This window comes from Nocardioides panaciterrulae, assembly GCF_013409645.1.
GTDB lineage: Bacteria > Actinomycetota > Actinomycetes > Propionibacteriales > Nocardioidaceae > Nocardioides > Nocardioides panaciterrulae.
On record NZ_JACCBG010000001.1, the window covers coordinates 2,186,834 to 2,211,737 of the forward strand.

General features: G+C 73.2%; 23 protein-coding genes and 1 pseudogene. 3 read left to right on the top strand and 21 right to left on the bottom strand.

Annotation, left to right across the window (positions count from 1 at the left end):
• Positions 1 to 78: 78 nt before the first annotated feature.
• On the top strand, positions 79 to 1,974 hold the full coding sequence (locus BJZ21_RS10295) for a bifunctional metallophosphatase/5'-nucleotidase (RefSeq protein ID WP_179663648.1): 1,896 nt from the start codon (positions 79 to 81) through the stop codon (positions 1,972 to 1,974).
• A gap of 79 nt (positions 1,975 to 2,053) precedes the next feature.
• Here the strand turns inward: BJZ21_RS10295 and BJZ21_RS10300 are convergent, their stop codons facing one another.
• Positions 2,054 to 2,890 carry a patatin-like phospholipase family protein gene (locus BJZ21_RS10300; RefSeq protein ID WP_179663650.1) on the bottom strand — a complete coding sequence of 279 codons (837 nt, stop codon included), beginning with the start codon at positions 2,888 to 2,890 and terminating at the stop codon, positions 2,054 to 2,056.
• A gap of 206 nt (positions 2,891 to 3,096) precedes the next feature.
• Between BJZ21_RS10300 and BJZ21_RS10305 the strand changes: the two genes are divergently transcribed.
• The gene (locus tag BJZ21_RS10305) at positions 3,097 to 3,537 is read left to right on the top strand and encodes a hypothetical protein (RefSeq protein ID WP_179663651.1); all 441 of its coding nucleotides are present in this window, start codon (positions 3,097 to 3,099) and stop codon (positions 3,535 to 3,537) included.
• Between the two features lie 10 nt (positions 3,538 to 3,547).
• Here BJZ21_RS10305 and BJZ21_RS10310 read toward each other — a convergent pair whose 3' ends face one another.
• Entirely contained in the window at positions 3,548 to 3,796 is a 249-nt protein-coding gene (locus BJZ21_RS10310) for an SCO4226 family nickel-binding protein (RefSeq protein WP_179663652.1), read from the bottom strand.
• Positions 3,797 to 3,942: 146 nt separating this feature from the next.
• On the opposite strand from BJZ21_RS10310, the gene BJZ21_RS10315 reads away from it, so the two are divergent.
• Entirely contained in the window at positions 3,943 to 4,725 is a 783-nt protein-coding gene (locus BJZ21_RS10315; protein ID WP_179663653.1) for a fused MFS/spermidine synthase, read from the top strand.
• Positions 4,726 to 4,737: 12 nt separating this feature from the next.
• On the opposite strand, the gene der is transcribed toward BJZ21_RS10315, so the two are convergent.
• The 19 genes and pseudogenes from der to BJZ21_RS10405 form a co-directional block, all read right to left on the bottom strand.
• On the bottom strand, positions 4,738 to 6,117 hold the full coding sequence (gene der / locus BJZ21_RS10320) for a ribosome biogenesis GTPase Der (protein ID WP_179663655.1): 1,380 nt from the start codon (positions 6,115 to 6,117) through the stop codon (positions 4,738 to 4,740).
• On the bottom strand, positions 6,114 to 6,896 hold the full coding sequence (locus BJZ21_RS10325; RefSeq protein WP_343052085.1) for a lysophospholipid acyltransferase family protein: 783 nt from the start codon (positions 6,894 to 6,896) through the stop codon (positions 6,114 to 6,116). The genes der and BJZ21_RS10325 overlap by 4 nt, the downstream gene beginning before the upstream one ends.
• Complete coding sequence (gene cmk, locus BJZ21_RS10330; protein ID WP_179663656.1) at positions 6,893 to 7,621, bottom strand: (d)CMP kinase; 729 nt, start codon at positions 7,619 to 7,621, stop codon at positions 6,893 to 6,895. Before cmk ends, BJZ21_RS10325 begins: the two co-directional genes overlap by 4 nt.
• Before the next feature lie 67 nt (positions 7,622 to 7,688).
• The gene (locus BJZ21_RS10335) at positions 7,689 to 8,768 is read right to left on the bottom strand and encodes a prephenate dehydrogenase (RefSeq protein WP_343052086.1); all 1,080 of its coding nucleotides are present in this window, start codon (positions 8,766 to 8,768) and stop codon (positions 7,689 to 7,691) included.
• A 91-nt stretch (positions 8,769 to 8,859) separates the two neighbouring features.
• Positions 8,860 to 9,570 (bottom strand): pseudouridine synthase, encoded by a 711-nt coding sequence (locus tag BJZ21_RS10340; protein ID WP_246299164.1) that lies wholly within the window; start codon positions 9,568 to 9,570, stop codon positions 8,860 to 8,862.
• A 65-nt stretch (positions 9,571 to 9,635) separates the two neighbouring features.
• A complete protein-coding gene (scpB, locus tag BJZ21_RS10345) occupies positions 9,636 to 10,307 on the bottom strand; it encodes an SMC-Scp complex subunit ScpB (RefSeq protein ID WP_179663657.1) in 672 nt (223 codons plus the stop codon).
• On the bottom strand, positions 10,304 to 11,173 hold the full coding sequence (locus tag BJZ21_RS10350; protein ID WP_179663658.1) for a segregation and condensation protein A: 870 nt from the start codon (positions 11,171 to 11,173) through the stop codon (positions 10,304 to 10,306). The genes scpB and BJZ21_RS10350 overlap by 4 nt, the downstream gene beginning before the upstream one ends.
• Positions 11,174 to 11,203: 30 nt before the next feature.
• Positions 11,204 to 11,632 (bottom strand): hypothetical protein, encoded by a 429-nt coding sequence (locus tag BJZ21_RS10355; protein ID WP_179663659.1) that lies wholly within the window; start codon positions 11,630 to 11,632, stop codon positions 11,204 to 11,206.
• A complete protein-coding gene (locus BJZ21_RS10360; protein ID WP_343052088.1) occupies positions 11,617 to 12,519 on the bottom strand; it encodes a ParA family protein in 903 nt (300 codons plus the stop codon). The genes BJZ21_RS10355 and BJZ21_RS10360 overlap by 16 nt, the downstream gene beginning before the upstream one ends.
• A 369-nt stretch (positions 12,520 to 12,888) precedes the next feature.
• Complete coding sequence (locus BJZ21_RS10365) at positions 12,889 to 13,296, bottom strand: GNAT family N-acetyltransferase (protein ID WP_343052264.1); 408 nt, start codon at positions 13,294 to 13,296, stop codon at positions 12,889 to 12,891.
• 9 nt (positions 13,297 to 13,305) lie between these two features.
• On the bottom strand, positions 13,306 to 15,948 hold the full coding sequence (locus tag BJZ21_RS10370; protein WP_179663663.1) for a DEAD/DEAH box helicase: 2,643 nt from the start codon (positions 15,946 to 15,948) through the stop codon (positions 13,306 to 13,308).
• On the bottom strand, positions 15,945 to 16,889 hold the full coding sequence (gene xerD / locus BJZ21_RS10375; protein ID WP_179663664.1) for a site-specific tyrosine recombinase XerD: 945 nt from the start codon (positions 16,887 to 16,889) through the stop codon (positions 15,945 to 15,947). Before xerD ends, BJZ21_RS10370 begins: the two co-directional genes overlap by 4 nt.
• 70 nt (positions 16,890 to 16,959) lie before the next feature.
• The gene (gene ald / locus BJZ21_RS10380; RefSeq protein ID WP_179663666.1) at positions 16,960 to 18,084 is read right to left on the bottom strand and encodes an alanine dehydrogenase; all 1,125 of its coding nucleotides are present in this window, start codon (positions 18,082 to 18,084) and stop codon (positions 16,960 to 16,962) included.
• Between the two features lie 67 nt (positions 18,085 to 18,151).
• On the bottom strand, positions 18,152 to 19,942 hold the full coding sequence (locus tag BJZ21_RS10385; protein ID WP_179663668.1) for an ATP-binding protein: 1,791 nt from the start codon (positions 19,940 to 19,942) through the stop codon (positions 18,152 to 18,154).
• A gap of 11 nt (positions 19,943 to 19,953) precedes the next feature.
• The gene (locus BJZ21_RS10390) at positions 19,954 to 21,312 is read right to left on the bottom strand and encodes an ISL3 family transposase (protein ID WP_218851431.1); all 1,359 of its coding nucleotides are present in this window, start codon (positions 21,310 to 21,312) and stop codon (positions 19,954 to 19,956) included.
• Positions 21,313 to 21,379: 67 nt separating this feature from the next.
• A complete protein-coding gene (locus tag BJZ21_RS10395; RefSeq protein ID WP_246298487.1) occupies positions 21,380 to 23,137 on the bottom strand; it encodes an adenylate/guanylate cyclase domain-containing protein in 1,758 nt (585 codons plus the stop codon).
• Positions 23,138 to 23,299 (bottom strand): annotated as a pseudogene (locus tag BJZ21_RS21940) (double zinc ribbon domain-containing protein); the annotation flags it as partial.
• Between the two features lie 71 nt (positions 23,300 to 23,370).
• On the bottom strand, positions 23,371 to 24,240 hold the full coding sequence (locus tag BJZ21_RS10400) for an MBL fold metallo-hydrolase (RefSeq protein WP_179663670.1): 870 nt from the start codon (positions 24,238 to 24,240) through the stop codon (positions 23,371 to 23,373).
• An 8-nt stretch (positions 24,241 to 24,248) separates the two neighbouring features.
• Entirely contained in the window at positions 24,249 to 24,845 is a 597-nt protein-coding gene (locus tag BJZ21_RS10405) for an NUDIX domain-containing protein (protein WP_179663672.1), read from the bottom strand.
• Positions 24,846 to 24,904 lie beyond the last annotated feature (59 nt).

Genomic DNA, 24,904 nt, shown 5'->3' on the forward strand with positions numbered 1-24,904 from the left:
AATTTGTCGTACGGATAGTGCCGTGACGGGTGTGGCGCAGGTTACGGTGCCGGGGCTTACCACTTGGAAGGAGCATCCATGAACCGTCATGGTCGTCGCCTCAGCGCGTTCTCGGTCGTCGCGCTCACGACGCTGGCCCTCGGGGTCGCCACCGGCCCCGGGTCGAGCGCGGAGGTCGGCAAGGCCCCGCGAGCCGGCACCGCCGGTCACGCCGCGGGCCAGCAGTCCACCCTCAGCTCGGGCCTCGCGGCCCGGGGCGCCTACAAGCACGCGGCGAAGTCGCGGAAGAACGGCTACATCAAGCTCGACCTCCTGGCGCTCAACGACTTCCACGGCAACCTGGAGGGCCCCACCGGCTCGATCAACGGCGTTGCCGCGGGCGGCGCGACGAACCTCGCCCACCTGATCCGCGAACAGCGCAAGATCTCCCGCGCCAACGGCGCCAAGCCGCTGACGGTGGCTGCCGGCGACCTGATCGGCGCCTCGCCGCTGCTGTCCGCGGCGTTCCACGACGAGCCCACGATCGAGACCATGAACAAGATCGGTCTCCAGGTCAGCGCGGTGGGCAACCACGAGTTCGACGAGGGCTGGCAGGAGTTGCGCCGGATGGCGAACGGCGGCTGCCTCGACGACGGCGACGGCGCCAACGGCGCCGACTCCTGCCCCGGCGGCAAGCAGTTCGCGGGCGCCGACTTCCCCTACCTCGGCGCCAACGTCAAGTGGGCGGACCCGTCGGGCCACAAGCGGGACACCGTCTTCCCGGCCACCCACATGATGAAGGTGCACGGCGTCAAGGTCGGCTTCATCGGCATGACCCTGGAGGGCACGCCCGCGATCGTGAGCCAGGCCGGCATCCAGGGCCTGCAGTTCACCGACGAGGTGGAGACCGCGAACGCGCTGGTGCCCGAGCTGCGCGCCCGGGGCGTGGAGTCGATCGTGGTGCTCCTGCACGAGGGCCTGTTCCAGCGCAAGGACACCTCGGCGTACGACGGCTGCATCGACCCCGACGGCCCGGCGCTCGCGATCGCGCAGCAGCTCAGCCCCGCGATCGACGCCGTGGTCTCCGGCCACACCCACCAGGCCTACAACTGCGTCGTCCAGGACCCGGAGGGCCAGCCGCGGCTGCTCACCAGCGCCTCGTCGTACGGCAAGATGATCACCAAGCTGCACCTGCTCATCGACCCGCGGACGCGAGACATCGTGCGGCCGGCCGAGTACGCCCAGAACATGATCGTCCGGGCCGACCCGGACCACTCGTGGTCCCCGAGCATCGCCAAGCTGATCGCCGGCTACAACACGCTGGTCGAGCCGATCAAGAACGCGGTCATCGGCCACATCGAGGGCGGCGCCACCGTCTCGAGGTCGCCGGACGCGGACGGCGGTGACTCGCCGCTGGGCAACCTGATCGCCGACTCGCAGAAGGCCGACACGACCGTGGTCCAGGCCGACGGCACCAAGCCGGTGATCGCGCTGATGAACCCCGGCGGCATCCGCGCCGACCTCGTCCCCGACGCCAACGGCGACGTCACCTACGGGGCGGCGTTCACGGTCCAGCCGTTCAACAACAACGTGGTCTCGATGGACCTGACCGGCGCCCAGATCAAGGAGCTGCTCAACGAGCAGTGGAACGGCACCAACGAGGGCAGCGGCCAGAAGATCCTCCAGGTCTCCGGCCTGAGCTACACCTGGGATCGGTCGGAGGCGGCGCTGCCCACCACCGACGCGCTCGTGGGTGACGTGATGGTCGACGCCGACGGCGACCCGGGCACGCCGATGGTGGCGCTGGACGACGCAGCGACCTACCGGGTGGTGGCCAACAGCTTCCTCTCCGACGGTGGCGACAGCTTCGCCACCTTCAAGGACAGCCAGGACAAGCTGATCGGTGGGCTCGACATCGACTCGCTGCGCACCTACCTCGAGGCGAACAACCCGACGCCGGTCCCGGTGACGGACCGGATCTCCTCGCAGGACTGATCCACCCCCGCAAGGCGACGGGCCCCGCTCCGGATCGGAGCGGGGCCCGTCGTACGTGCTGGAGACGGCGGCCGTCGGGTCAGGCGGCGACCACCTCGGCGGAGGACGCCAGCGCCTCCGCGGCCGCCTGCGCACCGAGCCGGAACAGGTCGGCGGTGTGGCCGAAGTCGAAGACCGGGCCGCAGTCGAAGGTCTCGTCCAGCTTGCACCGCACGACCTCGACCCCCTCGGGTAGCGACGGCTCGTCCCGGTTCCGCACCGACGCGGCCAGCGACGCGATCAGCACGTCGAGTGGGTTGCGCAGGTTGCGCATCGTCGTGGGCCGACGCGTCACGTCGAGCACCCAGACCCGGTCGCCGGGACGCGCCACCTCGACCGCACCGGAGAGCGGGACGTTCTCCGCGACGCCGGCGTCCACGTGGGTGGAGAGACCGTCCTCGCCGCGCAGCAGCACGGGCGGGAAGATGCCCGGCAACGCCGCCGACGCGGCGATCAGGTCGGGGATGTAGCCGTGGTCGTGGTGCACCGCGCGGCCGGTGGTGATGTCGGTCGTGGCCACCCGGACCGGGGTGGGCAGGTTCTCCAGGTGGTAGGTCGGGACCCACTCCGAGACCAGGCGCCGCAGCCGGTCCGCGGAGAAGAGGTAGGGCCGGCGGCGGAAGACGTTGACCACGACGCTGTGCCGGCGCCCGCACAGCGCCTCCTCGCTCATGCCGCACCAGACGTCCTCGAGGTCCGCGATCCCGCGCTCCCCGGGGTGGGCGGCCATGAAGCAGGCGTTGATGGCGCCCACCGAGCCGCCGATCAGCATGTCGGGGACGATCCCGGCGTCCCACAGGCCCCGGAGCATCCCCACCTGGCCGGCGCCGCGAGAACCGCCTCCAGACAGGATGAAGATGTTGCGACGGGTGGACATGTCCGGACTCTCCCCGGTCCGGACGGACTTCAATCCTGCTCTGCCCAGGTCGGGGCCATTCGTTACCGATCCGAGCCTTACCCAGATCAGGAGATGACGAGCGGCCCCGCACGGGCGTACAGCGGAAGCAGGGGCACGGCCGCACCCCGCCACCAGGTCCGGTGGCGTCTCCGTCACCGGTGAGATCGACCGAATCGAGGACGGACATGAAGATCCGAACGGCAGCCGCGCTGCTCGCCCTGACCGCTCCGACCGTCGCCGGAGCCGCGGTCCTGCAGGACTCCGCGACGGCGCAACCGGTCACCCACACCGCGCACCTCGTCCTGTACGAGACCGCGAGCCACAACCTCGGCAGGACTCACTTCGTCGGCACCGACCGAGTGACCGACGCGGCCTCGGGCCGGACCGTCGGCTACGACACCATCACCGGCCACTTCTTCCCGAAGCAGAAGACGGCCAGGATCCAGGCCGCCTTCGCGTTCCGCGGCGGGATCGTGGTGGCCAAGGTGCACCTCGTCGACGGCGGACCGAAGTTCCGGGGACGCATCGTCGCGGCGACCGGAGCGTACGACGGCGCCACCGGCACCGTCTCCGGACACGAGGGGAAGGGGAAGCGCACCTTCGTCACGCTCACCTGGACCAAGTGAGCGTGCCGGCTCACGCCTGGACGGGCACCTCGTAGACGTTGTCGGCGCGGTGCCCCGCCCGCTCGTGGATGCGCTGGACGGCCTCGGCACTCGGCGCCTCGGACAGGCAGAACACCATGCCGGACTCCGGGTCCGCCCAGGCGTGCTTGAAGTTGACGTGTTCGTCGCCCTGGATCGCGAGGTCCGCGTTGTGGGCCTCCATCAGCCCCTCGGGGGTCACCCCGGCCATCCCGGTGTGGACGTCCATGAACTCAGGCATGTCGTTTCCTTTCGGACGGTGTTCCCGGCCACTGTCATACGGCCGCTGTGCTCTGGCCACTGTGCTCTGGTCGAGCGCGGGCGCGACAGGGCCTTGTGGCCCGGTCGCGGGCCGGCCCCGACCGCCGGCCGTGACACCCTGGGGCCGTGGAGATCCTGCCTGCCGACCGGCCCGGCGCGTTCGTGGTCCGGGTCGACGGGGCGGACCAGTCCCTGGTCGACCTCGGGGACCCGACCCGGCTCGACTTCGACTACGTGCGCCGGATGGGCGACGTCCTCGACGCGTGGCAGCCGGAGGGCGAACCGGTGCGCATCGTCCACGTCGGCGGAGCCGGGCTCACGCTGCCGCGCTACGTCGCCGCCACCCGTCCGCGCTCCGCCCAGGTCGTGCTGGAGCCCGACCTCCGACTGACCGAGCACGTGCGCGAGGAGCTGCCGCTCCCCCGCCGCAGCGGCATCAAGGTCCGCGCGGTCGACGGCCGGGCCGGGACCGCCGCGCTGCGGGCGGAGAGCCACGACCTCGTGGTGGTCGACGCGTTCGCCGCCGCGCGGGTGCCCGCCGAGCTCGTCACCGTCGAGTACGCCGCGTCCGCGGCCCGGGCCCTGGCCCCCGCCGGCTGGCTGCTGATGAACCTGACCGACCGGGCCCCCTTCACCTGGACCCGCCGGGTGGTGGCCGCGGTCCGCACCGTCCTCCCCGACCTGGTGCTGAGCGCCGAACCTGCCACCCTGCGCGGCCGCCGCTTCGGCAACCTGCTCCTGGTGGCCGGCCGCCGGGGCGTCCCGGCGGCGGCGCTGCGCAGCCGCACCGCGACCTCCGGGCTGCCCTACCGGGTGCTCGCCGGCGGCGAGCTGGACAGCTCCTTCGGGGGCGGCCGGCCGTTCACCGAGGACGACTGCGCCCCGTCGCCGCTGCCCGGGGACCGTTAGCCGGGCCGGCGCTCAGCGGCGGCGCTTCTCCCGCGGCCGCTGCTGCAGCACGATCGGCGTGCCGACGAAGCCGAACTCCTCGCGCAGCCGACGCTCGACGTACCGCTCGTAGGAGGCCTCGAGCTTGCCGCTGGTGAACAGCACGAACATCGGGGGCGCGACCGACGGCTGGGTCCCGAACAGGATCTTCGGCTGCTTGCCGCCGCGCACCGGGTGGGGGTGCTCGGCGACCAGGCGGCCGAGGAAGCCGTTCAGCGCACCGGTGGTGATCCGGGTCTCCCAGCCCTCGAGCGCCTTGTCGAGCGCCGGCACCAGCCGGTCGACGTGCCAGCCGGTGCGGGCGGTGACGTTGATCCGGGGCGCCCACTGCACCTGGACCAGCTCGCGCTCGATCTCGCGCTCGAGGTAGTAGCGGCGCTCCTCGTCGACCAGGTCCCACTTGTTGAACGCGATCACCAGGGCCCGTCCGGACTCCCGGACGGTCTGGATGATCCGCAGGTCCTGCTCGGAGATCGACTGGCCGCCGTCGATGACCAGCACCGCCACCTCGGCGCGGTCGATGGCGGTCGAGGTGCGCAGCGACGCGTAGTACTCGTGGCCGGAGGCCTCCTTGACCCGCTTGCGGATGCCGGCGGTGTCGATGAACCGCCAGGTGCGCCCGCCGAGCTGGACCAGCTCGTCGACCGGGTCCACGGTGGTGCCGGCGACGTTGTCGACGACGACCCGGTCCTCCCCCGCCAGCTTGTTCAGCAGCGAGGACTTGCCGACGTTGGGCTTGCCGACGATCGCGATCCGTCGCGGCCCACGGACCTCGGCGTCGCGCTCGGGCGGCGGCTCCGGCAGGGCCGCGAGCACGGCATCGAGCATGTCGCCCGAGCCGCGCCCGTGCAGTGCGGACACCGGGAACGGCTCGCCGAGGCCGAGGTTCCACAGGCCGTAGGCCTCGGCCTCGGTGCGCTGGTCGTCGACCTTGTTGGCCGCGAGCACCACGGGCTTGCCCGAGCGGCGCAGGATCTTCACCACCGCCTCGTCGGCGTCGGTGATCCCGACGGTGGCGTCGACCACGAACAGCACCGCGTCGGCCAGGGTCACCGCGATCTCGGCCTGCCCGGCGATCCGCTCCGCCAGGCCCCGGGCGTCGGGGTCCCAGCCACCGGTGTCGACCACCGTGAACGCCCGGCCGCTCCAGTTCGCGTCGTAGGAGACACGGTCGCGGGTGACGCCGGGGACGTCCTCGACGACCGCCTCCCGGCGGCCGATGATCCGGTTGACCAGCGTCGACTTCCCGACGTTGGGCCGGCCGACGACGGCGAGCACGGGCACCGGCCCGAGCGCCTCCGGCTCGGCGGTCGCCGTCCCGTCGGGGGTGGGCAGGTCGTGACCGTCGGTCATGGTGCTCCTCGTTCGGTGATCCCGGTGGCCGGGTCGGGCTCGATCTCAGCAGTGGGCAGCGGACCCGGCAGCTCACGGCCGGTCGACGTGCGGGCACGGTCCAGGTGGACCAGCATCTGCTCCCGGAGGAACACCGAGCCCTGCTCGACTTGTTCCCGGGTCCGCGGCCACGGCGTGGCGGGCAGGGTGCTGACGGGTCCGAACACGAGGTCGACGACCCCACCGCGGGCGGGCAGGGCGTCGCTGTGCCCGCCGGGCTCGCGGGTGCCGAACATCACGACCGGGACCACGGGCGCGCCGGAGACCAGCGCGAAGTACGCCGCGCCGCGGTGGAACCGGTCCAGCTCACCGCTCCCCCGCCGCCCCTCGGGGAAGATGCCGACCGCGTTCCCCTCGCGGAGCACCCGCACGCAGGCCTTCACGGCGGCCGGGTCGGTGTGGAAGCGATCCAGCCGGATCTGGCCGGATGCCCGGAGCACGCCGCCCAGGGGACCGGCGAACATCTCCTTCTTGGTCAGGGTGTGCACCGGCCGGGGCGCGAAGATCGCCAGCAGCGGGCCGTCGGCGACGCCGACGTGGTTGCTGACGAAGATCACCGGCCCCGACGCGGGGACCTGCTCGGTCCCGTGCACGCGGACGCCGAAGCGACGGCGGACCACCGGGCGCGCCCACCGCCGCAGCGGCGAGTGCAGCAGCCACCGCGCGGGATGGCGGGTCCGGTCGCTGCGCGGCAGGTCGGTGTGCGAGCCGTGGGCCGGGCCGATCGTGGCGACGCTCACGCGCGCGCCTCCACCGCCTCCACGAGGTCGACCACCAGGCCGATCACCTCGTCGAGGCTGTACGGCGTGGTGTCGATGTGGACCGCGCCGTCCGCCATCACCAGCGGCGCGGTCGCGCGACCCGAGTCGATCCGGTCGCGGGCCAGCAGCGATTCGCGGGTGGCGGCGACGTCGGCGGCCCCCACCTCCGCGGCCCGCCGGGCGGCCCGGGCGGCGGGGTCGGCGCTCAGGTAGACCTTGACGGGGGCGTCGGGGGCCACCACCGAGCCGATGTCGCGCCCCTCGACCACGATCCCGTCGCCGGCTGCGGCGATCACCTCGCGCTGCAGGCGCAGCAGCCGGGACCGGACGGCGGGCACCGCGCTGACCGGCGAGACCGCGGCGTTCACCGCGTCGCTGCGGATGGGGCCGGCCACGTCGGCGTCGTCCACCGCGATGGTCGGCGCCTGCGGGTCGGTGCCGGACGCGATCGACGGCTCCTCGACCCGCGCGGCGACCGCGGCGGGGTCGTGCACGTCGACGCCGTGCTGCAGCATCCACCAGGTCATCGCGCGGAACATCGCACCGGTGTCGAGGTAGCGCAGGCCGAGCCGGGTCGCGACGCCCCGCGACGTGCTCGACTTGCCGGAGCCGGAGGTGCCGTCGATCGCGACGACCAGGCCCGGCCCCTGGTGGGACGTCGGGTCGCCGACGGGTCGGCCGGGGGTGGGCGCGCTGCTGGACACGGGAGTGGCTCTCCTCGAACGGGGACGGTGCGACGCCGGGGTCGCCGTACGTCGTTCGGGCCGCAGCCTACCTGTGGGTCACCCAGTTGCGGGACTCGAGAGAGTCCGCCAGCAGCTCCGCGCGGGACTCCTCGACCACGAGCTCGACCAGGCCGACCGGCCGACCGGGGTCGTGGTCGATGTGCACGTCCTCGATGTTGACGCCGATCTCGCCGGCGTCCGCGAACAGCCGGGCCAGCTCGCCGGGGTGGTCGGGCACCGCCACGAAGACCGACTCGGTCGGCCGGGGCGGCCCGCCGTGCTTGCCGGGGATCGCGAGGGTGCCGCGCACGCCACGGTCGAGCAGGTCGACCACGCCGTCGCGCTCGTCCCGCTCGATGGCGGAGATGAGCGCGTCCAGGTCCCCCCGCACCTCGCCGAGCAGGCGCAGGACCGCCGCGGCGTTGCCGGACACGATCTGCTGCCACAGTCCCGGGTCACCGGCGGCGATGCGGGTGACGTCGCGGACCCCCTGCCCCGACAGCGCCAGGTGCTCGGCCGGCGCCCCGGCCAGCCGGCCGGCGGCCAGGACCGACATCAGGTGTGGCAGGTGCGAGGTCCGCGCGACGGCCAGGTCGTGCTCCTCGGGGGTCATCCGGACCGGCGTGGCGCCGCACAGCTCGGCGAGCGCCGTCACCGCGGCGACGGCCGCGGGGTCGGCCCCGGGATGCGGCGCGATGGCCCAGGGCCGCCCGTCGAACAGTGAGGCCGAGCCCGCCAGCGGCCCGGACCGCTCCGAACCGGCCATCGGGTGCGACCCGACGTAGCGGGCCAGGCCGGCGACCCGTTTCTCCCGCAGCTCGGCCAGGGGCGCGGTCTTGACGCTGCCGACGTCGGTGACCACGGCCTCCGGGTGCTCCTCGAGGGCGCGCGCCACCTCCGGGCCGAGCAGGTCGGGCGGAACCGCCACCACCACCAGCGCTGGGCTCGCGTCGGCCGGCACCGGGACACCGGCACCGAGGCCGCTGGCGGTGCGCACGTGCTCGCTCGCCACGTCGGCCAGCCAGACCGTCACGTCGTGGCGTCGCAGCGCCAGGCCGATCGAGGTGCCGAGCAGGCCCGACCCCACCACCAGCACCGGCCCCGCTGGCCCCGCCACCGCCGTCACGAGCACACCTCTCGGCTCCGTCTCCTCGACCCTGGACGGGCCAAGGCTAACGAGGCGCGCGACGCAGCGGTCGGCGCGCTCGGCGGGCGGACTACATCTGGGCGCTGTCCAGCAGCGTGCCGAGCTCCTCGCGGGTGAGCTCACGCAGCTCGCCCACCCCGAGCCCCTGGAGCTGGACCGGGCCGATGGCGGTGCGCGTGAGCCGGCGTACAGGGTGCCCGACGTGGTCCAACAGGCGCCTGACGATCCGGTTGCGGCCCTCGTGGATGACCAGCTCCACGATCGAGCGCTCGGGACGGCCCCCGCGGCCCGGCGTGGTGCCGACCAGCCGGGCCTGCGAGACCGTGACCGGGCCGTCCTCGAGGGTGACGCCCTCCAGCAGCCTGCCGACGGTGGCCTTGCGGACCTCGCCCTCGACCTCGGCGACGTAGGTCTTGTCGACCTCGTAGGACGGGTGCGCCATCCGGTGGGCGAAGTCGCCGTCGTTGGTGAGCAGCAGCAGCCCGGAGGTGTCGGTGTCGAGCCGGCCGACGTGGAAGAGGCGCTCGGGACGGTCGGCCACGAGGTCGGAGAGGGTACGCCGGCCCTCGGGGTCGGACATCGTGGAGACGACGCCCCGGGGCTTGTTCAACACCAGGTAGACGTTCGGCGACACCGGAGGCAGCCGCTTGCCCGCGACCCGGATCACCGCGGTGCGCGGGTCGACCTTGGTGCCGAGCCGGGTGACGACCTCGCCGTCGACCTCGACCCGGCCCTCGAGCATCAGCTCCTCGCACTTGCGCCGCGAGGCGACGCCCGACATCGCGAGCAGCTTCTGCAGCCGGATCAGGCCGTCCTCGCCGATGGGGAGGTCGGGGTGGTGCTCGCTCACGTCGGTTCGGTTCCTCCGTCGGGTTCGGTGCCGGGGCCGGGCTCGGGCGTCGGGTCGGGCGGGGCGGCCGCGGTGCCGGCCACCGCCTCCAGCTCGTCCTCGAGGTCGGCCATGTCGGGGAGGTACGGCGCGAGCTCGGGCAGGTCGTCGAGCGACCCGACGCCGATCCGCTCCAGGAAGTAGCCGGTGGTCCGGTAGAGGTTGGCGCCGGTCTCGCCGTCCTGGCCGGCCTCCTCGACCAGCCCGCGGGTCAGCAGCGTGCGCATCACGCCGTCGACGTTCACGCCCCGGACGGCCGAGACCCGGGCCCGGGAGACCGGCTGCTTGTAGGCGACGACCGCGAGCGTCTCCAGCGCGGCCTGCGTCAGCCGGGCCTGCTGGCCCTCCAGGACGAAGCCCTCGACCACCGGCGCGTACTCCTCCCGCGTGTAGAACCGCCAGCCGCCCGCGACGTTGCGCAGCTCGAAGCCGCGGCCCTGCTCGGTGTACTCCGCGGCCAGCCCCTCCAGCGCGACGTCCACCTCGCCCCTCGGGTAGCCGACCGCGCTGGCCAGCGAGACGGCGTCCAGCGGCTGGTCGGCCACCATCAGCACCGCCTCGAGGGCGGGCCGCAGGGGGACGAGCGGCACCTCCAGGGCCGCCTCGGTCACCTGCCCGGTCTCGCTCACGTGGTCTCCTCCTGCGGGGGCTGCTCCCCGGCCGTCTCGGCGGGAGCCCCCTCGAACTCGTCGATCTCGAAGTCGTCGTCCTCGCTGCCGGTCCAGCGCACGGTGAGCTCCCCCAGCGGGGTGACCTGGTCGAAGCCCACCGCCCCCTCGCGGAACAGCTCGAGCAGCGAGAGGAACCGGGCCACGGTGGTCAGCGTGTCGGGTGAGTCCCGGCACAACGCCCGGAACGTCATCGTGCCCGATCGCCGCAACCGCTCGACCACCAGGGCGGCCTGCTCGCGCACGCTGACCGCCGGCGCGTGGATGTGCTGCAGCGAGACCTCCAGCACCGGCTTGGGCGCCAACGCCCGGGCGGCCAGCGTCGCGAACTGCTCCAGGCCGATCCCGATGAGCACCTCGGGCAGCAGGGTCGCGAACCTCTCCTCGAGGCCGACCGCGCGCGGGTGCCGGCGCGCCTCGACGGCCAGCCGCCCGTCGAGCACCGCGGCCACCTGCTTGAACGCCTTGTACTGCATCAGCCGCGCGAACAGCAGGTCCCGCGCCTCCAGCAGCGCGAGGTCCTCCTCGTCCTCCACGTCGCCCTGGGGCAGCAGCCGGGCGGCCTTGAGGTCCAGCAGCGTGGCGGCGACCAGCAGGAACGACGTGGTCTGCTCGAGGTCCCACACCGGGCCACCGGCCTTGACGTGCGCGATGAACTCGTCGGTCACCCGGGACAGCGCGACCTCGGTGATGTCGAGCCGGTGCTTGCTGATCAGGTTCAGCAGCAGGTCGAAGGGGCCCTCGAAGTTGTCGAGACGGACCTCGAACCCGGGCGTGCCGTCCTCCGCGGCGCCGGCTGCCGCGGCCACGTCCGGGGCCGTCGTCATCGGCGGCTCATTCCGGGCTCATTCCGGGGCTCATTCCGGGGTCAGCCGCCGCACCAGCGCGCTGTCCTCGCCGTGTGCCTCGTAGTCGGCCAGGACCATGGCGACGGCCTCACGCACCAGCCGGCCGCGGTCCACCGCCAGGCCGTGGGTGCGGCGCAGGGACAGCCGGGCGTGCTCGAGGTCGAGCAGCTCGTCGGAGGTGACGTAGACCGTCATCTTCTCGTCGTGGCGGACCCGGCCGCTCGGCTTGCGCTCGCTGCCCTGCCCGGACTCCCCAGCTTCCCCGGCCTCGCCAGCGTCCCCGGCCCCACGCGAAGCCGGTCGCCGGCGCTGCGGGCGGTCCGGCACCGCGTGCACCGGCTTCGCGGCAGCGTCTGCCGCCTCCTCCTCGGCCCGCCGCTCGGAGACGGTCGGGCGGAACAGGTCGTCGGCCGCCGGCAGGCTCACCCGTCGAGGCAACGGGCCAGCACCTCCCTGGCCAGCTGGCGGTAGGCCTCGGCGCCGGTGGAGCTGGAGGCGTAGGACGTGATCGGCTCGCCGGCCACGGTCGAGTCGGAGAACTTGACGGTACGGCGGATCACCGTGTGGAACACCTTGTCGCCCCAGGCCTGGACCAACCGCTCCATCACCTCGCGGCCGTGCAGCGTCCGGCCGTCGTACATGGTGCCGAGGACGCCGTCGATCTCGAGCTTCGGGTTGAGCCGCTCGCGCACCTTGTCGATGGTGGTCTTCAGCAGCGCCACGCCGCGCAGCGCGAAGTACTCGCACTCCAGGGGCACGATCACGCCGTCGGACGCGGTCAGCGCGTTGACGGTGAGCAGGCCGAGCGAGGGCTGGCAGTCGATCAGGACCACGTCGTAGTTCTCGATCGCGGGCGCGAGCACGCGCTGGAGCGTCTGCTCGCGGGCGACCTCGTGCACCAGCTGGACCTCGGCGGCGGAGAGGTCGATGTTGGAGGGCAGCAGGTCCATGCCCGGGACGCCGGTGGGGACGATGACGTCCGCGACGTCCACGTCGCGCTCCATCAGCAGGTTGTAGACCGTCAGGTCCATCTCGTGCGGGTTCAGCCCCAGGCCGACGGAGAGCGATCCCTGCGGGTCGAAGTCGACCAGCAGCACCTTGCGGCCGTACTCCGCCAGCGCCGCACCGAGGTTGATCGTGGTGGTGGTCTTGCCGACGCCGCCCTTCTGGTTGCACATCGCGACGACCCGCGCGTGCCCGCGCTGGGTCACCGGGCGTGGCTCCGGCAGCTCCGGCATCGGACGACCCGTGGGGCCGAGCACCGGCTCGGCGGTCGTGGTGGCGGCCGGCGCCGCGGGGCGCTCGAAGGGCAGGGGGTCGGACACGCGATGCTCATCTCGGGGGGACGACAGGTGGGCGGGTCGGGCGGGAGTCGGGGTGCGAACCAGCGGCGGGATCTCCGAGGCGCTGCTGCCGCGGGTGGAGGAGAAGGTCTCGCCGTCGCTCATCTGGCCGCTCCTGTCGAGTACCCGGTCGACCGACCGGGTGATGGTGTCCCCTACATCCTGCTTTGTCGACACGACGACTTTGTGTCCGACTCGCGGGCGACTCTAGATCCGGGCCCGGAGCGGCAACAACCCGGTCCCCCGAAGTGCACCGCGCCCGGGGCGAATCTGTTGATGACGTGTGCAGTCGCCGGGCGGGGAGTGCACAGGCGCGGCCGCTCCTGTGCACAATCCTGTGGAGGGCCCGGGTCAGTCCGCAGTGGTGTCGGCGGTGGTGTCGGCAGCGGTGTCGGTGGCGGCGTGCGCGTCCTCGACCAGGGTGGCGAACTCCGGGTGCTTGTCGATCCAGGTCTTGATGAACGGGCACACCGGCCGCACCTTGCGGCCGCCGTCGTCGCGCACGTCCTCGAGCGCGAACCGGGCGAGCGCCGACCCGACGCCCCGGCCCTCGAAGCGGTCGTCGACCTCGGTGTGGGTGAACACCACGACGCCGTCGGTGAGCCGGTACTCCGCGAACCCGGCGAGCTCGTCGTCGCACCACCCCTCGTAGCGGTGGTCGGCGGTGTTGTGGACGATCTTGACGTCGGACATGCGGTGCAGCCTACGAGACCGGTCCCGAGACGGGGGCCAGGGACGGGGGTCAGGGACGGTGGTCAGAGGCGGGGGTCAGAGGCGGTGCATCGCGACCGCCGCCAGCACCAGCTCCCCCGCCTCGTCGGAGGCGTCGAGGTCGGCCACCGCGTCGATCACCCAGTCGCGGTGGCCCTCGGGGTCCTCCAGCGTCTGCCGGACCCGCCACAGCCGCGCCACGGCGTCCTCGTCCACGCCCACGGGCGCCCCGGTGGCCTCCTCGACGTGCAGCAGCTCCGGACCGCGGGCGTCCGCGCCGGTGCCGAGGGTGTCGTGCTCGGCGTAGTACTCCTCGATCGCCCGGTCCCACGCCGAGCGGGTCATCACCACCTCGCGGGGCGGGTCGGTGCGGTCGGCGGCCGCCCGCTCCAGCGCCATCAGCCCGTCCAGGTCGTCGCGCGCGACCAGCTCCACGCGGCGGAACATCGCGTTGCGCACCATCACGCGGAAGGCCCGCGCCTGCTTGGAGATCGGGCGTGGAGGTGGCGGCGGGGCGTGGTGCCCGATGTAGCCCGTCACCGCGTCCGGACGGACGTGGTCGGGATCGGCGAGCGCCTCCCACTCGTCGAGCAGCGAGGAGTCGGTCTGCCGCACCGTCTCCCCCAGCCACTCCACCAGGTCCTCCAGCTCCGGCGTGCGGTGCTGCTCGGGCACGGTCTGGCGCAGCGTGCGGTAGGCGTCGGTGAGGTAGCGCAGCACCAGGCCCTCGGAGCGCGCGAGCTGGTAGCGCGAGACGAAGTCGGTGAACGACATCCCGCCCTCGTACATCTCCCGGACGATCGACTTGGGGCCCAGCGCGTCCTCCGGCAGCCAGGGGTGGGTCTGCCGGTACACCTCGTAGGTCGCCGTGAGCAGCTCGGCCAGCGGCTGCGGCCAGGTGATCTCGTCGAGCAGGGCCATCCGCTCGTCGTACTCCAGGCCGTCGGCCTTCATCTCGGCGATCGCCTCGCCGCGCGCGGCGTGCTGCTGGGCGAAGAGGATCTGCCGGGGCGCCTCGAGCACCGCCTCGATCACCGAGACGACGTCGAGCGTGTAGGCCTCGGACCCGCCGGGGTCCTGGGGAGGCTCGAGGACGTCGAGCGCGGCAAGCGCGAAGAGCGCCAGCGGCTGGTTGAGCGCGAAGTCCTCCGGCAGGTCGACGGTCAGCACGTAGCGCCGGCCGAACTCGTCGCGCTGCTCCAGCCGGGTCAGCACGCCCGAGCGCACCAGGCTCCGCGCCAGGCGCAGGGCGCGCCGCGCCAGCCGCAGCTGCCGCCGACGGTCCTCGTGGTTGTCGGTCAGCAGCCGGCGCAGCACCGCGAAGGCGTCCTCCTCGCGGGCGACGACGTTGACGATCATCGCGTTGTCGACCTTCATCCGGCTGACCAGCTGCTCGGGCACGCCGGCCACCAGCTTGTCGAAGGTCTGCTCGGTCCACACCACCGTGCCCTCCGGCGGCTTCCTCAGCTGGGCCTTCGCGTTCTTGCGGCCCGCGGCCTGCCGCGCCGCGGCCTTGGCCTTGGCCTTCTCGTTCTCGATGACGTGCTCGGGGGCCTGCACGACCACGTAGCCGGCGGTGTCGAAGCCGGCCCGCCCGGCCCGGCCGGCGATCTGCAGGAACTCGCGCGTCCGCAGGATCCGCTGGCGGCTCCCGTCGAACTTCGCCAGCCCGGTGAACAGCACCGTGCGGATCGGCACGTTGATCCCCACGCCGAGGGTGTCGGTGCCGCAGATGACCGTCAGCAGTCCCGCCTGGGCCAGCTGCTCGACCAGGCGGCGGTAGCGCGGGAGCATCCCGGCGTGGTGCACCCCGATCCCGCTGCGGAGCAGCTTGGACAGCGTCTTGCCGAAGCCCGCACCGAACCGGAACGCGCCGATCCGCTCGGCGATCGCGTCCCGCTCCTCCCGGCTGAGCCGCGGCCCGCCGCTGTTGGGCGAGAGCAGCGAGGTGGCGTGCTCGACGGCGGCCGCCTGGGTGAAGTGCACGACGTACGCCGGCGCCTGCTTGGTCGCGACGATCTCCTCGAGCGTCTCGGCGAGCGGGGTCATCGCCCACGAGAACGACAGCGGCACCGGGCGTACGGCGTCCGCGACCACCGCGGTCTCCCGGCCGTTGCGCCGGGTCAGGTCCTCGGCGAGCCCGGTGACGTCGCCGAGGGTGGCGGACATCAGCAGGAACTGCGCCTGCGGCAGCTCCAGCAGCGGGACCTGCCAGGCCCAGCCGCGGTCCGGCTCGGCGTAGAAGTGGAACTCGTCCATCACCACCAGGCCGACGTCGGCCGTGGCCCCCTCGCGCAGCGCGATGTTGGCGAGCACCTCGGCGGTGCAGCAGATGATCGGGGCGTCGGTGTTCACCGAGGCGTCCCCGGTGAGCATCCCGACGTTGTCGGCGCCGAAGACCTCGCACAGGGCGAAGAACTTCTCGCTGACCAGCGCCTTGATCGGCGCGGTGTAGAAGCTGACCCGGTCCGCCGCCAGGGCCGCGGCGTGCGCCGCCAACGCCACCAGGGACTTCCCGGAGCCCGTCGGAGTGGCCAGCACCACGTTGGCGCCGCCGAGCAGCTCGATGATCGCCTCGTCCTGGTGCGGGTAGAGCTCCAGGCCCTGGCCGGCGACCCACCGCGCGACCGCGTCGTAGACCCGGTCCGGGTCGGCGGTCCGCGGCACCCAGTCCGCCGGCGTCTCGGTGGTCGCGGTCATCGGTCCCGGGCCCGGGGGTGGGCGGTGGCGAAGACCTCGCGGAGGTTGTCGACGGTGACCAGGGTGTAGACCTGCGTGGTCGTCACCGAGGCGTGGCCGAGCAGCTCCTGCACGACGCGCACGTCGGCGCCGCCGTCGAGCAGGTGGGTGGCGAAGGAGTGGCGCATGGTGTGCGGCGAGACGTCCCGGGTCACGCCGGCCCGCTCGGCGGCCTTGACCAGCACCGCCCACGCCGACTGGCGCGAGAGGCGGCCGCCACGGGCGTTGAGGAACAACGCCCCCGCGGGCGTCGCCGCCGAGACGAGGTCCGGGCGGCCGCGGACCAGGTAGCCCTCGACGGCCTCGCGGGCGTAGGAGCCGACCGGGACCAGCCGCTGCTTGCCGCCCTTGCCGCGCAGCAGCACCGTGCCCTCGACCGGGTCGAGGTCGTCGACGTCGAGGCCGACCGCCTCGGAGATCCGGGCGCCGGTGCCGTAGAGCACCTCGAGCAGCGCCCGGTCGCGCATCGCCAGTGTCGTGCCGGCCGCGCCGGCGGCCTCCAGGATCGCCTCCACCTCGGAGAGCGGCAACGCCTTCGGAAGCCGCTTCGCCGGCGACGGCGGCTTCACCGCCCCCGCCGGGTCGACCGTGGCGAGGCCGTCACGGACCGCGAACCTGTGGAAGCCCCGCACCGCCACGACCGTGCGGGCCGCCGAGGTCGCGCTCAGCGGTGGGTGCTCGGCGTCCCCCTCCCGCAACCGGGCCAGGAACTCGCTCACGATCGGCTCGGAGATCCCGGCGAGGTCCGCGATCCCGCGGCCGGCGAGGTGCTGCTGGTAGCGCCGCAGGTCCCGGCGGTAGGACGTGAGCGTGTTCGGCGCCAGGCCGCGCTCGACCGAGAGGTGGTCGAGGTAGGTGCGGACCGCCCGCACCAGGCTGCTCGCGGCAGCCGGTGCGGGCACGTCCGCCTCGGCGGTGGGGCTCCCGGTGGCCGGGGCCGCGCTCTCGGTGGTCGAGCTTGTCGGGGCCAACTCAGCCCAGCACGCTCTCCAGCGTGACCGCGTCGATCCCGACGGCCTCGCCGACGGGCGCGTTGGTGAGCCGGCCGGCGTGGGTGTTCAGGCCGAGCGCGAGGCTGCGGTCGTCGCGGCTGGCCTGCTCCCAGCCCTTGTTGGCCAGCGCCACGGCGTACGGCAGGGTCGCGTTGGTCAGCGCGTAGGTCGAGGTGTTCGGCACCGCGCCCGGCATGTTCGCCACGCAGTAGAAGATCGAGTCGTGCACCTGGTACGTCGGGTCCGTGTGCGTGGTCGCGTGGGTGTCCTCGAAGCAGCCGCCCTGGTCGACCGCGATGTCGACCAGCACCGAGCCGGGCTTCATCTGGGCCACCAGCTCGTTGGTGACCAGCTTGGGTGCCTTGGCGCCGGGGATCAGCACCGCGCCGATGACCATGTCGGCCTCGCGCACCTGCTGCTCGATCGCGAGCTTGGAGGAGGCCAGCCCGTGCACCCGGTTGCTGTAGCGCCAGAACGACATCCGCAGCTTGTCCAGGTCGGTGTCGAGCAGGGTCACGTCGGCGCCCATGCCCAGCGCGATGTTCGCGGCGTTCTGCCCCGACACACCGGCGCCGATGATCACGACCTTGGCGTTGGCGACGCCGCCGACACCGCCCATCAGCACCCCGCGTCCGCCCTGGGCCTTCATCAGCGAGTAGGCGCCCACCTGCGGGGCCAGGCAGCCCGCGACCTCGGACATCGGGTAGAGCAGCGGCAGCCCGCCCGAGGGCAGCTGCACGGTCTCGTAGGCGATGCCGGTGACCTCGCGCTTCAGCAGCTCCTCGGTCAGCGGCTTGTCCGCGGCCAGGTGCAGGTAGGTGAACAGCGTCAGGCCCTCCCGCATCCGCGAGTACTCCTCGGCCACCGGCTCCTTGACCTTGAGCACCATGTCGATGCCGCCGTCGGTGCCCCAGGCCGCCTCGGCCGTGCGGACGATCGTGGCCCCGGCCCCGGCGTACTCCTCGTCACTGATCGAGGAGCCGACGCCCGCGCCCTGCTCGATGTGGACCTCGTGGCCGTGGGAGACCAGCTCGTGCACGCCGATCGGCGTGATCGCCACCCGGTACTCGTGGTTCTTGACTTCCTTGGGGACGCCGACCTTCACAGTTGTCACTCCTCGCGTGATGCCCGCCACACCCTTGTGGCGACGTGGCGAGACTATCGCCTCCGGGTCAGCGGGCCGAAGGGGTGGGGGCAGGCCTCCCCGCGGCTCGCGGCCGCTCCAGGGCGTCGACCTCGGCCACCGACGGGAGGGCGCGGAGGTCGACGAAGACGGCACGCGCCTCCGCCAGGAGCGGGTCCGCCTCGCCGGTGCGGTCACGTGCCACCAGCCACCGGCCCAGGTCGAGCCGGGTGCGCGCCAGGAGGTACCGGGCGCCGTACGCCTCGAGGGCCGCGACGGCCTCCCGGAGATCCGCCTCGGGGTCCTCGCCGCGGGCCGCCGCCACCAGCCCCCGCAGGCGCGGCAGCAGGGCACGGGTCAGTGGCCGGCCACGGCGGCCGGCCACCGGCTCGGCGAGCTGCAGCAGCCGCGAGGCCGCGTCCACGTTGCCCGCGTGCAGCTGCAGCTCCACCCCCGGCGCCCAGATCATCTCGAAGTCCTCCAGCTCGACGGCCTGCAGTGACCGCTGCTCGCGCTCGAGGGCCGCGGCGGCGTCGGCGACCTCGCCCCGCCAGGCCGCACGCAGGGCCAGCGACACCGCGGCGGTCTGCTGGTCGTAGGGGTCCTCCGAGGGCGGGATGTCGGGCACGTCGACGGGCTCGCCCCGCGCCAGCTGGACCTGGGCCCGGCTCAACCACAGCGACCCCGAGGAGGCCGTCACCTCGCGGTCCTCGAACCACTCCCCCGTCTCCGCCAGCAACCGGTCCCAGTCGCCGTTGAGCCACCAGGTGAAGCAGGCGTTGGTCAGCGCGACCTCGGTCGCGTCGCTGTTGCCGAGCTGTCGTGCGACCGAGACCGACTCCTCGGCCCGTTCGGAGGCGCCCGCGAGGTCCTGCGCATAGGTCTCGGAGGTCAGGTTGATGAGGGAGTCGCTCAGCGGCTCGAGCAGGTGCGCCTCCCGGGCCTTCACCAGGCACCGCTCGGTCACCGCCTGGTGGCCGCTGCGGCTGCCGGAGTCCAACAGCATCGTCGAGAGACTGGTCAGCGCCCGGTGCAGCACCGCAGGGTCCTGCAGCTCCTCGGCCAGGCTCAGTGCCTCCAGGGTGTAGCGCTGCTGGGAGGCGCGGTCGCCCGAGATGCGGGCCGCGGAGGCCATCGTCCTCAGCAGCTCACAGGCCAGCGGGAGCGCCCGCTCGGGGTCCACCTCCCGCTCGCGCAGCATGGCGTGGCCCTGCCCGGCCAGCTCGCCGGCCTCGCGGGCCCGCCCCAGCCGGAGCGCGAGCCGGGCGTGGAGGGCGAGTGCCCGCACCAGGTCCTCGACGTCGTCGCGCTCGCGGTAGCCGGCGACGGCCTGGGCCGCGAGCCCCTCCCCCAGGCTGTGCTTGCCCGCCAGCATCGCGACCCGGGCGGCACGCTCGCGCAGCTGGGTGGCCTCGAGACCGACCGGCTCGAGATCCAGGGCGGCCAGGGTCGAGCGCAGCGCCTCGTCGGCCGACCCGAGCGTCTCGGACCGGGCGGCGGCCATGACCAGCAGCCCCCGCGCCCGGTCCACCAGCCGTCCCCGGTCGGGGTCGCCGGGACGGCCGGCCGCCAGGGCGTCGAGCAGGTGCCGGGCCACGATCCCGGCCGGGGCGCCCCCGCCCTCGCCGACCTCGTGCTCGAGGTGATCCGCGGCGGCCAGGTGCCTGGCCCGCCGGTCCGCGCGGGCCAGGGTGCCGTAGGCGACGTCGCGGACCATGGCCTGCACGAAGCGGTACGCGCCCGGCTCGGCGGCCAGCGGCTCCCCCTGGACCTCCAGCACACCCTTGCCGACCAGCGCCGCCAGCGCCCCGTCGAGCTCGTAGCTGGAGGTGTCCGCCAACGCGGCTCTTCTTACTTCAGGTGGGGGTGGCTGAGCCCGCCGCCGATGAGCAGCATGCGTAGGCGGTAGTTCTCGCGGTTGCGGAATCCTCTGGCCACGCGTCGATGGAGCTCGATCAGGCCGTTGATGGCCTCTGTGCCGCCGTTGTTGGATCGGCCGGTCTCGAAGTAGGCCAGGAACGCCTCTTTCCAGCGCTTCAGTGTGCGACCGAGTCGGGCCATCTCGGGGACCGGGCAGGTCGGGAACGAGTCGAGGATCTTGGTCGCGATCTTGCGGCCCTCGGCCGGATCGGGGTGGCGGTAGGCGGTGCGGAGTTGTTGGGCGCACGACCAGGCGATCCAGACCTGCAGGTGCTCATCGGGTCTGGCTGCGATGGCTTTCTCGAATCTGGCCCACTGCTTGTCGGTGAGCTTCTCCGCGCCCGCGCGCAGCAGTTTCTGGATGCCGTAGAGCGGGTCGCCCTTGCGGCCGCGGCGACCCAGGGTCTCTTGCTGGACCCGGCGCCGGCACTCATCGACCGCGGCGGTGCCGAGCTTCACGACATGGAACGCATCAACCACCGCGACGGCGTCCTCGAGCTTGTCGTCGATCGCGGTCTTGTAGCCCTGGAAAGGGTCCAGGGCGGCGACCTTCACGCCGTCGCGGAAGGCGTTGCCGCGTTCTTCGAGCCAGTCGGCGTAGGCCTTGCCGGATCGGCCCGGGACCAGGTCGAGCAGCCGCGCACGCACGCGTCCTTCCTGGTCACGACTCAGGTCGACCATCCCGGTGAGCTCTTTCGGGCCGCGGCCGCCGTCCTTGATCGGTCTGGTCGAGACGTGGTGCCAGATGTGTTCGTCCACGCCCAGGCTGGTGACGTTCTCGAAGCGTGCCGGGTCGACGGCCATGGCCTCGAGCAGCGGCTCGATCGAGCGCCATAGCGTGCGCCAGGTCGTGCCGAGCTGCCGCGCGAGGCCGGCGACCGAGGCGTGCTCGCGGCGGAGCTGGTTGATCGCCCACCAGCACGCACGCACCGTCAGCAACGCCCGCGGGCCCGCCAGATCCTCGCGCTGTTCGGTGAACGACCTGGCCGTGCACTTCTCCTCGCCGCAGCGCCACGTTCGTTTGCGCCAGACCAGCCGGACCGGGCGCCCGAAGCAGGGCACGTCGATCAGGCGCACGTCGCGTCGACCGTGGCTGTGTGCGATCACCCCACACCTACGACAGCCCGTCGGCTCAGGCGGTGTCTCGACAACGACACGGACCGCGCCGGCGTGTTCGCCGACGCCGATGACGTGGAACCCATCGAGGCCGACGAGGAGGTCACACCGGTCGCAGTAGCAGGAGCGTTGAGAACGTGGGCGCGCGCGGTCGCACGCCGTAGGCTCGAGCATCGTCGAGGCCTTTCGGTCGGTCAGCTTGGTCGCTACCGATCCTGGAAGGCCTCGACCCCTGTCTGGGTCAGGCGCTCAGGTCGTGTCGCTCACTGCCCCCACCGCAGGTAAGAAGAGCCGCCAACGCCCTGATGCTGTCGTACCCGAAGGAGGAGCCCAACACGGCCGCGTCCTGCACCGTGCGCCGCTCCAGCGGCGAGAGGGTGTCCAGGCGGGCGGCGATCAACGTCTGCAGCGAGGTGGGGGTCGCCAAACGGTCGAGGTCGACCACCGCGTGGGCCTGGTCGACGAAGACATGGCGACCGTCGCGCGCGACCACCGCGTCCTGGTCGATGAGGGATCGCACCAGCTCCAGCGCGTACAGGGGCACCCCCTCGGCGCGGCCCACCAGCGCCGCCCGCGCCCGGCCGGGGAGGTCCGCGACGAGTGCGTCGACCACCGCCGCCATGGCGTCGTCGCCCAACGGTGCGAGCTCGACCAGCGTCGCCCCGCGTGCCCGGACCAGCCCCGGACGCCGGTCGAGCAGCTCCGAGCGGGTGAACACCATCATGAACAGCCGGGCGCGGGTGGTTCGCAGCAGGTGCTCGATGAGGTCGAGCAGGCCGTCGTCGGCGTGCTGGGCGTCCTCGAACAGCAGCGCGACCGGCTTGTCGCCGGCCACCCGCTCCAGGAACGTCGTCCACGCACTGAACAGGTCGGTGCGGTCGAAGGAGCCGGTGCCGCCGCCGGAGACCAGGGCGAGGAGGCGAGGCGTGAGCCACGCGGCCTCCTCCGCGTTCCGCGCGACGGACGCGACCCCGTGCCGGACCTTGTCCTCCACGGTGGACGCGTCGTCGCCCTCGGCCAAATGCAGGCGGGACCGGACCATCTCGGCGAACGCCCAGAAGGCCCCGCCGTCGCCGTACGACGGGCAGCGGCCGCGATGCCAGAACAGCTCGTCGTCGATGCCGTCGGTGTACTTGTCGAACTCCCAGCCCAACCGGCTCTTCCCGATGCCGGCGATGCCGCTCACCACGACCAGGCGCGCCCGGCCGTCGGCCTGGGTGGCGTGGAAGAGCTCCTTGGCCTGCCGGAGCTCGGCGTCCCGGCCCGCCATCGGCGCCTGCAGGCCGTCGACACGCTGGGCGCCCCCGGCCGAGGCCACGACCATGTCCGCGCGGTGCAGCCGGACCGGTTCGCTCTTGCCCTTGAGCAGGTGCTCCCCCATGTCGGAGAAGGCGACGGTGGCCTCGGTCAGCCAGCGGGTCTCCTGGTCGACCCACACCGTGCCGGGCGTCGCGGCCGCCTGCACCCTGGCCGCGGTGTTGACGGCGTCGCCGGCCACCATGCCCTCGTGCAGGGCGCCGAGCGTGACCGCGACCGGCCCGGTGACCAGGCCCACGCGCAGCGCGAGGTCGGGGGCACCGACGCTCGCGCCGAGGGCGGTGACCTCGGCGACCAGGTCGAGCCCGGCCCGGACCGCCCGCTCGGCGTCGTCCTCGTGCGAGAGCGGGACGCCCCACACCGCCATCACGGCGTCGCCGATGAACTTCTCGATGGTGCCGCCGTACCGGCCGACGACGGTCCGTGCCGTCGCGAAGTAGGTGCTCAGCAGCTCGCGGACGTCCTCGGGATCGCGGGCCTCGGCCAGGGTCGTGAACCCGACCAGGTCGCCGAACAGCACCGTGGTCGTCCGCCGCTCGGAGACCGGACCGTTCGCCGGGCCGTTCGCCGGGCCGTTCGCCGGGCCGTTCGCCGGGCCCGGGCCCGTCGTGGCCGAGAGCCCGGCCCTGAGCGTGGCCGAGGGGATGCCGGCGGGGCCGTCCAGTCCGGCGCCGCACTCCATGCAGAACCTGCCGCCCGGCGCCGGATGACCGCAGGAGGGGCACGCCCGGGTGAGGCCCGATCCGCACTCGGGGCAGAACTTGGCCGTGACGGGACTCGTGGTCTGGCAGGTGGCGCACTGCAGCGGCAAGGGTGGTCCTCCGGCGGTGGCCGCGCCCGACACGCGGCCTGCCCAGCAACGTACAGCGGCGCCGGCCCCGCCAACCCGGTTTCGGGCAGGGAGCGCCGGACCCGTCAGGCGTCCAGCACGAGCCCCTCGTACGCCGCGACGACCGCCAGGTCCTCGCCGGCCAGCTCGCGGGCGTGCCGCTCGATCGCGTCCACCTCGTCGTCGGTGCGCCGCGGGTCGTGGTGGAACAGCACCAGGGTGCGGACCCCGGCCTCGCGCGCGACCGCGACGTCGTACTCGACCGTGGCGTGACCGAGGTAGGCCAGCTCGGGGAACTGGGAGGCGAGGTGCTGGGCGTCGGTGACCAGCAGGTCGGCCCCCGCGGCCAGCTCGAGGATCGCGTCGTGGTGCTCGCCCTGGCCGTGCGGGCCGGGCCCGAGCGAGCTCGGACTGTGGTCGGACAGGTAGGCCACCGAGGCGCCGTCGTGGCTCACCCGGTAGCCGAAGGTGCGCCCACCCTTGTGCGGGATCTCGCGGGCGAGCACCTCGAGGCCCTCGAGGCGGTGCTCGCCCTCCTCGAGGCCGTGGAAGGACCAGCCGGCCCCGAGCTCGGCCGGCACGATCGGGAAGTGCGGCGGGGAGAAGCAGCGCTCGAGCACCCCCTCCGCGTCGGTGCCCTGCTCGGGCAGGTAGAGGTCGATGCGCGAGGCCTCCCGGCCCCCGACGAAGAACGGCAGGCCGTGGGTGTGGTCCCAGTGCAGGTGCCCCAGCAGGATCGACCCGGTGAACGGCCGGCCCTCGAGCAGCGGGGTGACCGCGGTCAGGCCGGTGCCGGCGTCGAGCAGCAGCTCCGGGGCCCGGTCGCCGCGCGAGATCGCCACGCAGGAGGTGTGCCCGCCGTACCGCACGAAGTCCGGACCCGGCGCCGGCGTGGAGCCGCGCACCCCGCAGAACGTGACCCTGAGCCGGTCGGCGGCCGCCGCGTCGGGGCTCATCCGGGCGCTCATCCGGGGGTCACCAGGCCCCGGGCGTGGGCCATGAGGACCGCGAGGATCACCGGCGCGTCCCCGATCCGGCCGTCGAGCACGGCGGCCCGCAGCTCCTCGAACGGCACCCAGAAGGTCTCCATGTCGGCCTCCTCGTGCTCCAGCACGAAGTCACCGCGGTCGGCCGCCCGCAGGTCCCGGGCGAGGAAGAAGTGCATCTGCTCATCCGAGATGCCCGGCGAGGAGTACGCCGAGGTCAGCCGGGTCCACTCCCCCGCCTCGAGGGCGGCCTCCTCGACCAGCTCCCGGCGGGCCACCTCCAGCGGGTCCTCGCCCTCGACGTCGCACAACCCCGCGGGGAGCTCGACGAAGCGCCGCTGCGCCGCGTGGCGGTACTGCCGCAGGCACAGCACCCGGTCCTCGTCGTCGACCGCGAGGATGATCACCGCGCCCGGGTGCTCCAGCACCAGCCGCCGGAACGGCTCCTTGTCGGTGTGCCCGGGACGCTGCACGTGGTCGGCGCGCAGCGCCATCACCCAGTCGTCGCGGTGGAGGTCGGTGCTCGAGGTGACCGGCCACTCCTCCGGCTCATCGGTCAATGGCGGCGTCGACATGGCCGTGACGCTACCGTGCAGGGCGGGCGACCACCGCCCGAACCCGACGGAGGAGACAG

Bases quoted from the DNA above. Each gene is read 5' to 3' on its own strand.
- BJZ21_RS10295 (WP_179663648.1), top strand. From the start codon at position 79: ATGAACCGTCATGGTCGTCGCCTCAGCGCGTTCTCGGTCGTCGCGCTC.
- BJZ21_RS10300 (WP_179663650.1), bottom strand. From the start codon at position 2,890: ATGTCCACCCGTCGCAACATCTTCATCCTGTCTGGAGGCGGTTCTCGC.
- BJZ21_RS10305 (WP_179663651.1), top strand. From the start codon at position 3,097: ATGAAGATCCGAACGGCAGCCGCGCTGCTCGCCCTGACCGCTCCGACC.
- BJZ21_RS10310 (WP_179663652.1), bottom strand. From the start codon at position 3,796: ATGCCTGAGTTCATGGACGTCCACACCGGGATGGCCGGGGTGACCCCC.
- der (WP_179663655.1), bottom strand. From the start codon at position 6,117: ATGACCGACGGTCACGACCTGCCCACCCCCGACGGGACGGCGACCGCC.
- BJZ21_RS10340 (WP_246299164.1), bottom strand. From the start codon at position 9,570: ATGTCGGGCGTCGCCTCGCGGCGCAAGTGCGAGGAGCTGATGCTCGAG.
- BJZ21_RS10350 (WP_179663658.1), bottom strand. From the start codon at position 11,173: ATGACGACGGCCCCGGACGTGGCCGCGGCAGCCGGCGCCGCGGAGGAC.
- BJZ21_RS10370 (WP_179663663.1), bottom strand. From the start codon at position 15,948: ATGACCGCGACCACCGAGACGCCGGCGGACTGGGTGCCGCGGACCGCC.
- BJZ21_RS10390 (WP_218851431.1), bottom strand. From the start codon at position 21,312: ATGCTCGAGCCTACGGCGTGCGACCGCGCGCGCCCACGTTCTCAACGC.
- BJZ21_RS10395 (WP_246298487.1), bottom strand. From the start codon at position 23,137: ATGGAGTGCGGCGCCGGACTGGACGGCCCCGCCGGCATCCCCTCGGCC.
- BJZ21_RS10400 (WP_179663670.1), bottom strand. From the start codon at position 24,240: ATGAGCCCCGACGCGGCGGCCGCCGACCGGCTCAGGGTCACGTTCTGC.
- BJZ21_RS10405 (WP_179663672.1), bottom strand. From the start codon at position 24,845: ATGTCGACGCCGCCATTGACCGATGAGCCGGAGGAGTGGCCGGTCACC.